This window comes from Chelatococcus sp. YT9, assembly GCF_018398315.1.
Taxonomy (GTDB): domain Bacteria; phylum Pseudomonadota; class Alphaproteobacteria; order Rhizobiales; family Beijerinckiaceae; genus Chelatococcus.
Map to the genome: position 1 here is coordinate 1,361,149 of NZ_JAHBRW010000002.1, position 12,572 is coordinate 1,373,720.

The following is a 12,572-nucleotide window of genomic DNA, read 5'->3' on the forward strand; positions in this document are numbered from 1 at the left end:
AGCGGGCTGCGTGCCGAATCTTCACAATCGATGATAATTTGTCCGGACCGTGCGAGCGGGCTGGAGACAAGTATGGACGATTGTGAAGACGCGGCTGGTGCAAGGGGGCTGTTCCGCGCCTATTTCGGCGGGCCGGAGGGAACGGTTGCCGCCACGTTTCGCAACCTGGCAAAATCCGAAGTGTACCTTGAGGTCGACAAACGGCTCGGCCTGTTCCACGCATGCTTTGATCTGCCTCAGGAGGAGGGGAGAGGGGGGTGGCGTTTCCTGTCCCCTTCCGAAGGCATATTCGTGGTTCTGACTGACTGCGAATACACCACGATGCGCCATGAGCGCGTGGCCGCGGAGGGCTTGCTCGAGTTTCATTTCCTGCTCGCGGGTCCGGTCGAGCTCTCACTTCCCCAGGAGCGAGACGCGACCGCCCCGACCAACGTTTCGCTGATCGTCTGTCAGCAGGCGGAAGGGATGGCTTACGACGTGGTCTGTCAGCCCGGAACCTACAAGATGGCGAGTTTCTACGTCAGGCCGGAGCTCCTCAAGGAGAGCTTTGGCATGGATGTCTCGCACAGCATGGCACGGCAGTTGCTGTCGCCCCGCGAAGGCACCATGGCCATGTCCGAGCAAAAGATCGATCCCGAATTCCTGCGTCTCCTGCGCGATTTGTTCGAGATGAAGTTTACCGGCCCGAGGGATCTTCCGCTCGCGGCCGCCCGCATCATCGAGCTCCTCGTGCTCTCCGTCGATGCCATCGACCGCGGCGGCAAGGCTGAGGAGCAATCGATTGTTTTCACCGCCCGCGAACTCGCCATGTTCGATCGCGCACGGGACGTTCTGGCGAGCGACTTCTCGGAATCGCAGACCATTCCGAGATTGGCCCGGAAGCTCGGCACGAACGCGACCAAGCTGAAAAGCGGATTTCGGCTACTGTATGGGACGACGATCTTCGCATATCGCAACCGCCATCGCATGCGTTGCGCCATGCAATTGCTGGCGGAAAGCGACACACCGATAGCCACTGTCGCCCAAGCTGTCGGCTTTCGGCATCAGGCCAGCTTCACGTCGGCATTTCGCGCGCATTTCGGGTTGACGCCGAAGCAGGCGCGCCAGCGGTTGGTGCCCACGGACCCGCCCTGAGAGCAGGGGACCGCACAGCCAAGGCGACGGCACGCGGAAGTCACGGCCAATCGGCCCTGTCCTACTCGGTGAACGCGGAACGCCCCGACCCAAGCGGCGTATCCGGATCGGGCACGGGGATGGCGTCGATCAGCGTGCGGGTGAATTCATGCTGCGGATTGCGCCAGACCTCATAGGCTGGCCCTTCCTCGACGATCTTGCCCTTGTACATCATGGCGACCCGGTCAGCGAAGTTCTCGACGAGCATCAGGTCGTGGGTGATGAACAAATAGCTCATGCCGAGATCGCGCTGGAGTTCCCAGAGCAGGTTGATGATCTGCGCCTGGACGGACACATCAAGAGCGGAGACGGGCTCGTCGCAGATGAGCACGGCGGGCCGCAGCGAGAGCGCCCGTGCGATTCCGATGCGCTGGCGCTGGCCGCCGGAGAACTCATGGGGGAAGCGCCTGCCCCAGTCCGGCCGCAGGCCGACACGCTCCATCAGCTCGCGCACCTGTCGGCGCCGCTCAGCTGCCGTTCCGATGCCCTGCACGTCGAGCGGCTCGCGGATCAAGTCCTCCACCCGCTTGCGCGGGTTGAGCGAGGCAAAAGGATCTTGAAAGACGCACTGCATGCGCGGCCTGTGCCGTCTGGCCTCGCGTCGCGACAGACCGACCAGATTGTCTCCGTCCAGCAGCACTTCGCCGGATGTCGGCTTCTGGAGACCAAGAATGCAGCGCGCCAACGTCGTCTTGCCACATCCCGATTCCCCCACGAGCGCCAACGTCTCCCCCGGATGGAGATCGAGGCTCACGCCCTGCACCGCGTGGACCGGCCCGCGTGTCGTCGCGAAACTGCAATGGAGATCGCGCACCGCCAGGATCGGGGTCATAGCGCAAGCTCCCGGGAGGCAGCTGCGTGGTGGCAGGCGACGCCATTAACAAACGGTGGATCATCCTGACTGCACTCACTAGTGGCCAGCGTGCAGCGGGGCCGGAAACGGCAGCCCGACGGCATGTCGGTGATCGCTGGAACAACGCCAGGAATCTCCGTCAGCGGAGGCTCACCGGGTCGGCGCCGCCCTGGCCGAGGTGTCGCAGCCAGAAGTCCGCGCGTGTAGGGATGCTGTGGCCGGGCGAATAGCGTGCGCGTCGTCGCTTCCTCGACCTTGCGTCCTGCATACATCACAGCGACGCGGTCTGCCGTTTGCGCCACCAGGCCGAGATTATGGGTAATCAGCAGGATCGCTATTCCCGTTGCCTGCTGCAGGTCGTGCAGCAGCCCCATGATCTGCGCCTGCACGGTGACATCGAGCGCCGTCGTGGGTTCGTCCGCAATCAGCAGGTCCGGTCGGCAGGCCAGCGCCATGGCGATCACCACGCGTTGCCTTTGCCCCCCAGAGAGGCGATGCGGATATTCGTGAATGATGCGGGCCGGCTCTGGCAAGCGTACCTGCGCGAGCAGGTCGACGACGCGCGCCATAGCCTCGGCACGGCTCACCGTCTCGTGCTCATGAATGACCTCGGCGACCTGGTCACCGATGGAAAAGACGGGATTGAGAGCGGCCATCGGCTCCTGAAAGACCATTCCGATGCGACGTCCCCGGATTTTGCGCATGGCCTCGTTGTTCGTCACCGGAAGATCAGCGCCATCGAAGCGGATAAGGCCTCCATGCTTCTCAAGGCCGTCGGGAAGAAGGCCCATGACCGAAAGTGATGTGAGGGACTTGCCGCATCCGCTCTCGCCAACCACCGCCAATGTCTCGCCGCGGTCGATGGACAGGGAAACCCCGCGCAGCAACTGTGCCTCCGGGTTGCCGCGAATGCGGACCTTAAGGTCTTCAACGCTCAGCAAGGGGGAGACCATCATCCCTTCCTTTGCTTCAGGCGTGGGTTGAGCGCGTCATTGAGGCCCTCACCAACCAGATTGAGTGCAAGTGCGGTGAGCAGCAACGCCACGCCGGGAATGGCGATGATGTACCAGGCGTCCCGCAACTGACCACGCCCCATGCCGATCATGGTGCCCCACGTCAGCACATTCGGGTCTCCGAAGCCAAGGAAGGAGATCGCCGATTCCATGAGGATCGCCGTTGCGACCAGGATTGTGGACATGACGATGATGACCGGCACGACGTTGGGCAGGATTTGGGCAAAGATGATGCGCAAGTCGCTCATGCCGGCGACGATACAGCCATGCACGAAAGCTCGGTCGCGCATGACCATGAATTCGCCGCGCACGAGCCGCGCGACAGCCGGCCAGGATACGGTGGCCAGCGAAAAGATGATGACCGTGACCGACGGCCCGAGGACGGCGACCACAGCGAGCGCCAGCATGAACTGCGGGGTCGTCTGGAACAGCTCCGTGATGCGCATCAGGACGTCATCGGTCCATCCGCCATAGTAGCCGGCAAAAGCACCGACGATGACGCCCACCGTCGCTGCCACGAAGGCGGAGGAAAAACCGACCAGCAGCGACACTCGGGCGCCGTAGAAGAGCCCGGCCGCCATGTCGCGGCCGAGACTGTCGGTTCCGAGTAGGGTTTCGGGCTCCTGCCCGGGCCAGGTGAGGGGCACGCCTACCATCTCGTAGGGATCGCTTGGAAAGACCAGATGCGCGGTCAACGCCATCATCACGACGGCAGCCAGCAGCAGGATGCCGAGCGCTGTCGTCCAGTTGCGCAGGACAAGCCAGACGTAGCGCATTACCGCAGCTCCACCGTCGGGTTGATCACAGGATAGAGCAAGTCCACCAAGAGATTAGCAAGCACAACGAAAACCGAACTAAGAACCAGGATTGACAGCAGCAGATTGAGATCGCGCTGCATCATCGCGTCAAACATCAGCCGGCCGATCCCCGGCCAGGAGAACACGGTTTCCGTCAATACCGCGCCGCCGAGAAAGCCGCCGATGTTCGTTCCAACCACAGTAATGAGGGGCAGCACCGCGTTGCGGAGCGCATGCCGGTAGGCGATGCGGCGCTCCGAGATGCCTTTGGCGCGGGCGACGCGGATGTAGTCGAGGCTCAGCACCTCCAGCATGCCCGCGCGCACCAGCCGCGTGTAGATGGCAAGATAAAAGAATGCCTGGGTCAAAGCAGGAAGGGCGAGGTGGCGGAGCACGTCGAGCACGCCAGCTATGCCGCGGTCCTGCGCGGTAATGTCACGCATGCCACCTGTCGGTGCCCACCCGAGCCACACCGAGAAGACGAGGATCATCATCAGACCGATCCAGAAAGGGGGCGTGGCATAAAAAAGAAGTGCCAACAGCGAGATCAGCCGGTCGGGTAGGCGATTGAAGTAGCGCGCGGCCGTCACGCCGAAAAGGACACCGAGCATGAGTGCAATGAGGATGCTTGCGACCATGAGCAGCAGTGAAGCCGGAAGTCTATTCAAGATCAGTGTGGAAATGGCCTCGCCATAACGAAAGGAATAGCCGAGGTTAAATGTGGCAAGCCGCATGAGAAAGGCTGCGAGTTGTTCCCACAGGGGGCGGTCAAGACCGAATTCTCGTCGGAGATTGGCCAGGTATTCCGCATCAGCGGTCCCCGCCTCGCCAGCCAGCGCGTCCGCCGCATCGCCCGGCGCCAGTTGCAGAAGAAAGAAATTGATGATCGCAATGCCGAGGATCGTCAGCAGGGCCTGGAGAAGTCTCCTGCCGATGAAACGGAGCGGCAGCTTGCGTCGCGGTGCTGACATCAGGTTCTCGTTTGATCGGGCTGGCGCATCGGGACTGCAGGGTTCGCGCAGACGAGCCCGAGTGCGCCCGTCCATGGCTACGCACTCGTTCAGCGGCCCACTGCTAACGTTGGAACGTGGCTCCGCCTCATCCCAGGCTCAGTGTTGAATAATGACTGCGAACACCCTCTGGTCCGGTGACGAAATGTTGCACTTTAGCGCTCGCGACCGTGACGTAAATCGGCCTCACCAGCGGAAGAATGGGCAGATCCTCCATGGCAATCTGTTGAAACCGTTTGAACAATTCCGCGCGCTTGCCCGGGTTGGGCTCAACGGCCGCCTTGGACAAGACATTGTCCATCTCCGCATTCTTGTAGCCGGACGCATTCACGAAGGGTGTGCCCTGCTTTGCCGCCGTGGAATGGTAGAACCGCTGCAGTCCGATGGAGGGGTCGGCAGTTACCGAGGCAGGCACCATCGAGAGATCAAAATCATACTCACCGTAGACCCGCCGGATGAATGTCGGCACATCAGCCGCCTGCAGGTCCAAGTCGATGCCGACCTTCCGGAATTGCTGGCGCAGGTACTGTCCCGCGCGATCATAGGTGTCGCCGGTGGTCGGATAGATGAGCCGGAGCTTGAAACGAGTACCTTTGCCGTCCTTCTTGTATCCCGCCGCGTCTAGCAGCGCCTCTGCCTTGGCTACATCGAACGGATAGGACGGCACGTCCGCGCTGTAGAAGTGGGGTAGCGTTTGTGGAATGGGGCCGGTCAGCGGCTGGGCCAGGCCATACCACACCGTCTTCACCATGAGGTCGCGGTTGATGGCGTGCATCAGTGCCTTGCGCACCTCGGACTTGGCAAGATGCTCGTTGCGCAGATTCGTTTCCAGCACGTCAAGGCTGTTGTTCATCTCCGTGCCGCGCGTTTCCACCTTGAACGCCGGATTGTCCTGGAATTTCTTGACCTCGTTGAGCGGGATCGGTCCGTCGCCGCCGAGGTTCAATTCGCCGGCCTCGAAAGCCGCGACGCGCGCGCTCGGCTCGGGATAGATCCGCACGATCAATTTATCGAGGAGCGGTTTGCCCTTGTCCCAATAGTCGGAGTTCTTTTCCAGGATGATATGGCTGCCGCGCTGCCATTCCACGAACTTGAAGGGGCCTGTACCGATCGGCGCGTTGTTGGCGGGGTTCTTGAGAAGCTCGCTGCCTTCGTAGACGTGTTTCGGCAGCATCGGCGATTCCCAACCCGCCAGCGCATAGATCATGGCAGGGGTTGGTTCGCTGAGCTTGATGATCGCGGTGAGGGGATCGGGCGTTTCGACGGCCGTTACCTTGGCAAAGACGCCACGGCCGCGCGGGTGGTGCTGCTTGAGAATCTCCATGATCGAATAGGCTACGTCAGCGGAACTGAACGGCTTGCCGTCGTGCCATTTGACGCCATCCCGCAGCTTGAAGGTCATGGAGAGGCCGTCCGGCGCAATCTCCCATGACGTCGCGAGCTCCGGTTGCGGATTGAGCTCGAAATCGTAGTGGACAAGCCCTTCCGTCATCTTGCCCGAGATCACGGCGACGGGCGAGGCCGTGTTGAATGCGCTCACCATCGCATTCGGTTCGGGATTGATGGTCATCACGAGCGTACCCGTCGCGGCAGATGCCGTCTTCGACAGCATGGTGCCGGAGAGCAGAGCCGCTGAACCGAATAGCAGCAATTGACGGCGGTCCATCGGGATTGCGGAATTGGCCTCGTCACTCATTTCACGTTCCACTCTCTTGTCCGCTCTCGGCGCGTACTGCGTGCGGATTTTTTCAGCATGAAGTATCGGCGGCGAGATGCGCTCTGACTAGAGCACGACTTTTTTCTTCCGGGCCTAGCTTTTTCGAAATCCGTCCATTCCCGATCCCTTCGGCTTGGCCAGTGGTTGCGGCGATGGTGGCGTCTGCGACAAATGAAGCCGTAACGAGGAGGGAAGGAGAAGCGATGCCAGAACAGGCGGGGATGACAGGAGCGGAGCTTTTCGCGCGGACGCTGAGCCATTGGGATTGCAGCCCCGTGTTCCATGTGCCCGGGGAAGGGATCCTCGAAGCGCTCGATGCCCTAGCCGATAGCGGGGCTACGCTGATCTCCTGCCGCCACGAGGCTGGTATGGCTTTCATGGCGCAGGCGGCCGGACACGCGCGGAACAAGCCGGGCATCTGCTTGGCGGGGCGCGCGCCGGGTGCGCTCAACGCTGCGCTGGCCATTCATACGGCCTTCACTGACGCCGCCCCTATGATCCTCGTCGTCGGCCAGCCGCCGGTGCGCCAGTCGGGGCGGGAGCCGTTCCTCGACAACGATTTCTCGCTGGCTTTCGCTCCGGTCGCGAAGTGGATCGGAACATGCTCCGATGCCGCCCGCCTGCCCGAAATGCTCTCGCGTGCCTGGGCAACGGCCATGACGGGACAGCGCGGACCCGTTGTTGTTGCCGTCAACGAGGACGTCTGGACCCAGACCGTTGACGCGCCGGCCCTGTCCCCTCCCGTCATCGCGCGGCCGCATGTCCCCGCGGTCGACGCTGATGCCATCGCGGTGCTGCTCGCCAGGGCCAGCAATCCCGTCCTTGTCGTCGGGGGTACCGGGTGGTCGCAGACGGGCGTCGCCGCGCTGCGAAACCTCACGCAGGCCACGGGCCTGCCGGTCGTGACGTCCTATCGCCGGCGCGATCTCATGTCCGCCGATCATCCCTGCTTCGCCGGGGAGTTGGGCATAGGGGCCGATCCTGCGGTGCTCGATGCGGTCGCGCGGGCCGATCTCGTCATCGTGGCGGGCATGCGGCTCGGGGAAATCAATACGTTCGGTGCCGGGGTCTTCGAGGGCTTCCGCCTGCTCGCGGCGCCGCAGCCGGCCCAGACGCTGGTCCATATTCACCCCGACGCCAGCGAGCTCAATCGCGTCTATCGCGCCGCGCTGCCCGTTTGCGCCGAGGCCGAGACGCTGTTCGAGCCGCTTGGCCATTCGCTGTCCGCGCATAGCCTGCCCGACTGGTCACCCTGGCGGAGCGCGCTGCGTGCGGCGCGGGAGGCGTTTACCGTCGGCCGGCCGGGGAAGGGGCCGATCGATATGCGCGAGATCTGCCGGGTCCTGCGCGAGGCGCTGCCGGCGGATGCCATGCTCACGGTGGGGGCGGGCGCCTACGCCCATTGGCCGCAACGGTATTTCCCCCATACCCTCCATGGCACGCAGCTCGGTCCCAAGAGCGGGGCAATGGGCTACGGATTGTCCGCGGCGATCGGCGTGCAGGCCTCCTGCCCGGGACGGCGCGTCGTGGCGATGGCGGGCGACGGCTGCTTCCTGATGCATGGTGAGGAACTCGCCACCGCCGTGCTGCACAAGCTCCCCGTGGTTGTCATTGTCGTCAACAACAGCAGCTACGGCGCCATCGCAGCCAGCCAGAGCAGGCATTTCGGTCGCACGGTCGGAACGGATCTGTCGCCTGTCGATCTGGCGGCCTATGCGCGGGCCTTCGGCGCGCATGGCTTCCGGGTCGAGAGCACAGAGGCCTTCGCGCCGGCCCTGGCATCGGCCTTGGCGGCGGACGGTCCCGCGCTGATCGAACTCATCACCGGGCCGGAGGCGCTGCGGCCGTGAGCGGGCAACGCATCGTCGTCGTCGGCGCGGGCATTGCCGGGCTTGTTGCGGCGCGCAGGCTCGCGCAGGCGGGGCATCACGTGCGCGTGCTGGAGGCCGGGGAGGCGCCCGGCGGTCGCGTCGGCGACCGGCAGGTCCGGGGCATTCGCTTCAATGCCGGCGCCCGGCTTCTCTACGCCTTCAGCCGGCCGTTCAATAGCCTGCTCGATGAAATCGGCCTGACGCCGGCGCTGATCCCGGTGCGGCGTCTCTCGGCCGAATGCGTGGGCGCGGACGGTCGTTGGACGGTCGAGCTGATGCCGGGGGTGAAAAGCCTCTTCACGCCGGGCCTGTCGCTGGCGGAGCGGCTGCGTTTCCTCACCTTCGGCCTGCACGCGATCGCCGCACGTGCCCATACCGATCCCGATGACGCGGCGTCGGCGCCGGCCGAGGATGACGTCACCCTCGCCGCCTACATCCGCCAGGCGCTTGGTCCGGGCGTGCTCGCGCGCATGATCGAGCCCGTCTTCCGTGGGACACGCAGCTGGAACACCGAGGATGTCTCGGCGGCCTTTTTCGCTTCGGTCACGCCGCACATGGTCGGGCGTGACACCGTCCACGTACTCGCCGGCGGCATGGGCAAGCTACCGGCAGCGCTTGCCGCGGGAATGACCGTTGACTGCAACACGCGCGTCGTGGCGATCGAGACGCCTGATGTGGGCCCTTGCCGCATCCACGCGGAGCGGCAGGGCGCGGCGATCCTGCATGAAGCCGATCTTGTTGTCTGCGCGACTGAGGGCTCGCTTGCCGGCGCGCTCTTCCACGATTTGGGGGACGAAGACCGGCGTTTCCTTGATGGAGTGCGTTATAACGCGCTTGGCATCGTCCATTACCAGCTCGGCCGCCAGGTGGGACCAGCGATGAATTTCTTCACCCGCGACGCGTCCGGTCCGCTCGCCACATGGCAGCAGGTTCCCGGCAACGATGCGACGGGACAGGCCCCGCAGCTCTATGCCCAATTATCGCCGGAAGCGGTGGAGGATGCGTCAAGCCGCGGCATGACCGAGAGGCTCGATGAGCTGGTTAAGGAGCGTGTGCTCGCGCTCTACCCGACGCTCGACCGCGACTGCGTCGACATCCACAACCAGTGGATCGCGCGCAAGCTGCCGGTCTTCTATCCCGGCTATGCCAGCACCGTCGCCCGCTTCCGCGACCGCCAGTCGGGGGCCCGGCGCCGGGTCTATTTCTGCGGCGATTATCTCGCGCAATCGCTGGTCACGGGCGCGGCCGCGAGCGGCGAGCGCGCGGCCGCGGACATCGCGCGGCATTGGTCTTGAGATGCTATTCGGTGTGGGCCGGCCTCGGCCGCAGACCCTCACCCTGTCCCTCTCCCGATTGGGGGAGGGACAGGGTGAGGGATCGCCCCTAACCTGAAATCCCGGCGATCCCCAGGCCCACGACTTCCAGGCCGCGGGTGACGACGGCGGCGCGCCATTCGGCCTCATCAGGGCAATAGGCATGGAGCATCATGGCCTTGACCGCGCCGGCGCGGGGGTTTGATGCACCGCCGTTCAGGTGGAGCCAGCCGTCGAAGCGAACGGCGTCGCGCACCACCTGTTCCGATCGTGTCCCGAATTCAAGCCCGATCGGTGTCCAGACCGGCCAAGGGGCTGCGCGCTTGTAACCGTCCAGGATAGAGGCCGCGCTGCCCGCATAGTCGGTCTTCGGGCTTTTGGTATGGGCGACATGGCCGTACCAGGCGGTGCAGCGCCTGCCCTCTTCACTATCCGGCGCCATGCCGCTGAGACATTCCCCGAAGCCAAAGGGGCCGAGCCCGGTATGGACATCGATCAAGCCGCAGATTTCGGCCGCGCGGAGATGCTCCTCCGCAATGCGCTGCACCGTGCGAGCTGACCAGGAGGGCGTCAGGCCGCCATAGTAGAGTCCCTGCGGGTGTGAATACTGGCCGAGCTTGATCGCCGAGCGCAGCGCCTGTTCGCCCTTCTCCTGGCGGTAGGCTTCGAGTTTCGCGTCCGAAGCGGCAAGCGCCTCCGCGGAGAAATCAGCGGGGATCACGATATCGGCGATATCGCGATATCCGGGATTGTCGAGGCTGCCCGGCGCGTCCCAATCGATGAAATGCCGGTTGAGGTCGATATTGTCCTCGTTGAACCGGCGGTTTGAAGCGAACCCCCAGGGGTTGATGGCGTGGACGAGCAGCAACGCCACGTCGCCCCTCGCGGGCAGCTCGATCTCGTCCAGCGCCGCGAGCTGGATGGCCGAGCCGGCGTAGCCCTCCACCCCGTGCAGCCCGGATTCGAGAACCAGCACCCGGCGTGCCGATGCGGGACCGATGCGCGCCACGTCGGTGAGCAGGGCCTCACCAGCGGGTCCTCGCGCCGGATTTTCATACGTCGCGACCGCGATATTTCTCGCTTCCGCCCCCGCAAGGAAACGCTGCCGAGCCTCGGAATAATCTTTTGAAAAATAGCGTTCCACGCTGGACTGCTCCCTTCTTGCCCCCTCCGACATTCTAAGTATAAGCAAGGGAGCGCAAGTAATGTGGCTTATGAAGGGAACAAAGGCATGAAGAATCGACTCATTCGGTCCACGCGCTTTCTGTTCCTTGCTCCACTCGTTCTGAGTGCCGCAGCGGCGTTGGCCGGTCAAGCCGACGACACGCTCCGCGTTGCCGTCTCACGCGAGACGGATTTCGTCGACTCGATCCACACCAGCAGCGCTGATTCCGACCTCTTCGGAACAATCATCTTCGACACGTTGATCTACGCCGATCGCGCCACGGGGGAATTCAAGCCACTGCTCGCGACATCCTGGACATGGACGAACGACAAGACGGTCGAGTTCAAGCTGCGCGAGGGCGTCAAGTTTCAGAATGGCGAGCCCTTCAACGCCGACGACGTCGTCTACACCTTCCGCCAGTTGATGGACATGGACAACAAGTTCCGCCAGCAGCAGCAGGATTTCGGCAATATTGCCGCTGTTCAGAAGATAGACGATTTCACGGTGAAGCTGACGCTGAAGCAGCCGGAGCCGACCTTCGAGAACGTTTTGGCCTCACGTGTCGGCATCTGGCCAATGAGTATACTGAAACCAACGGGCACATGGTCCATGCGACCAAGCCGGTCGGTACAGGCCCCTATGCGCTCAAAGCCATGCAGAAGGGCTCCTCCTACACGCTGGTCAAGAACAACGATTATTTCAGCGGCCCGCGCGCGAAGCCGACCATCGGGACGATTGAGGTCCGCGTCATTCCGGAGACCCAGACCCAGATCGCTGAACTCATGTCCGGCGGCGTTGACATGGCGCTCTCCCTGACGGCAGCGGACACGGCCGCCCTACAAGGCGCTCCAGGCCTCGTCATCGAGACGGGCCAGTCCACCCGCATGTATTTTCTCAGCATGAATGTCGCGGGCAAGGAGAACAATCCGCTTTCCAACGCCGATGTGCGGCGGGCGATCTCCTACGCGGTCAATAAGCCTGAAATGGTGCACGGCCTCGTTAGCCCCGATGCGGCCGTCCTGGCGACGAATTGCAATCCATCGCAACGCTTCTGTATCACCGATGTGAAGCCGGTTTATGATTTCGATCGCGAGAAGGCCAAGGCCCTGATGAAATCGGCCGGCTATGCCGATGGCTTCCCTGTGACCCTGATGGCGGAGGCGAGCCTGCGCCCGATCGGCGAGGCGCTGCAGGGCTATCTGTCGGCGATCGGCATCAAGGTCAATCTCGAAACCTTGCCACTCCCGGCCTGGCGCGAACGCTACATCAAGGGCGAGTCGCAGATGAGCATCGTCGGTTGGGGAAGCGGCGTGTCGTCGCTCGACGTCTCCAACTCGCTCGGCATCTTCTTCAACGGGTCGTCGACCGATTACGTCAAGGACAAAGATATCACCGCGTGGAACGCGACCGCGGCGCGCACCATGGACAAGGCGGAGCGAGAAGCGCTCTATCGCAAGACGCTGACGCGCATCAACGAGGAAGCCTATGTGCTGCCGCTCTATGGTGCGGTGGCGACCTATGTGACCTCCGATCAGGTGAAATTCCCGGTGCCGGCGATCGACTTTCCTGATATTTCGCTCGCGACCTGGGCGAAGTGACACGGCGACAGCATTGGATCGGACATCGTGTCCGCCCGATGCTATCGCTCTTTGTTTGTGCA

10 protein-coding genes and 1 pseudogene are annotated in these 12,572 nt (G+C 63.4%); 5 read left to right on the forward strand and 6 right to left on the reverse strand.

Annotated features, from left to right (window positions below; all coding sequences use genetic code 11):
• The first annotated feature begins 72 nt into the window (after positions 1 to 72).
• The gene (locus KIO76_RS26245) at positions 73 to 1,134 is read left to right on the forward strand and encodes a helix-turn-helix transcriptional regulator (protein ID WP_213326514.1); all 1,062 of its coding nucleotides are present in this window, start codon (positions 73 to 75) and stop codon (positions 1,132 to 1,134) included.
• A 61-nt stretch (positions 1,135 to 1,195) separates the two neighbouring features.
• Here the strand turns inward: KIO76_RS26245 and KIO76_RS26250 are convergent, their stop codons facing one another.
• From KIO76_RS26250 to KIO76_RS26270, 5 genes are all read right to left on the reverse strand, one after another.
• A complete protein-coding gene (locus tag KIO76_RS26250) occupies positions 1,196 to 2,005 on the reverse strand; it encodes an ATP-binding cassette domain-containing protein (protein WP_213326515.1) in 810 nt (269 codons plus the stop codon).
• Entirely contained in the window at positions 2,002 to 2,982 is a 981-nt protein-coding gene (locus KIO76_RS26255; protein WP_213326516.1) for an ABC transporter ATP-binding protein, read from the reverse strand. Before KIO76_RS26255 ends, KIO76_RS26250 begins: the two co-directional genes overlap by 4 nt.
• Positions 2,979 to 3,815, reverse strand: coding sequence for an ABC transporter permease (locus KIO76_RS26260; protein WP_213326517.1), 837 nt, complete (start codon positions 3,813 to 3,815; stop codon positions 2,979 to 2,981). The genes KIO76_RS26255 and KIO76_RS26260 overlap by 4 nt, the downstream gene beginning before the upstream one ends.
• Positions 3,815 to 4,807, reverse strand: a complete 993-nt coding sequence (locus KIO76_RS26265; protein ID WP_213326518.1) for an ABC transporter permease — start codon at positions 4,805 to 4,807, stop codon at positions 3,815 to 3,817. Before KIO76_RS26265 ends, KIO76_RS26260 begins: the two co-directional genes overlap by 1 nt.
• Positions 4,808 to 4,934: 127 nt before the next feature.
• On the reverse strand, positions 4,935 to 6,542 hold the full coding sequence (locus KIO76_RS26270; protein ID WP_213326519.1) for an ABC transporter substrate-binding protein: 1,608 nt from the start codon (positions 6,540 to 6,542) through the stop codon (positions 4,935 to 4,937).
• Between the two features lie 224 nt (positions 6,543 to 6,766).
• Between KIO76_RS26270 and KIO76_RS26275 the strand changes: the two genes are divergently transcribed.
• The gene (locus KIO76_RS26275; protein ID WP_213326520.1) at positions 6,767 to 8,413 is read left to right on the forward strand and encodes a thiamine pyrophosphate-dependent enzyme; all 1,647 of its coding nucleotides are present in this window, start codon (positions 6,767 to 6,769) and stop codon (positions 8,411 to 8,413) included.
• Positions 8,410 to 9,729, forward strand: coding sequence for a protoporphyrinogen/coproporphyrinogen oxidase (locus tag KIO76_RS26280; protein WP_213326521.1), 1,320 nt, complete (start codon positions 8,410 to 8,412; stop codon positions 9,727 to 9,729). The genes KIO76_RS26275 and KIO76_RS26280 overlap by 4 nt, the downstream gene beginning before the upstream one ends.
• Before the next feature lie 88 nt (positions 9,730 to 9,817).
• Here KIO76_RS26280 and KIO76_RS26285 read toward each other — a convergent pair whose 3' ends face one another.
• On the reverse strand, positions 9,818 to 10,891 hold the full coding sequence (locus KIO76_RS26285) for a DUF2817 domain-containing protein (RefSeq protein WP_213326522.1): 1,074 nt from the start codon (positions 10,889 to 10,891) through the stop codon (positions 9,818 to 9,820).
• Between the two features lie 87 nt (positions 10,892 to 10,978).
• Between KIO76_RS26285 and KIO76_RS31845 the strand changes: the two are divergent.
• Together KIO76_RS31845 and KIO76_RS26290 are read left to right on the forward strand one after the other, a co-directional pair.
• Positions 10,979 to 11,470 (forward strand): annotated as a pseudogene (locus KIO76_RS31845) (ABC transporter substrate-binding protein); the annotation flags it as partial.
• 44 nt (positions 11,471 to 11,514) lie between these two features.
• On the forward strand, positions 11,515 to 12,510 hold the full coding sequence (locus tag KIO76_RS26290; RefSeq protein ID WP_213326523.1) for an ABC transporter substrate-binding protein: 996 nt from the start codon (positions 11,515 to 11,517) through the stop codon (positions 12,508 to 12,510).
• Positions 12,511 to 12,572: the final 62 nt, after the last annotated feature.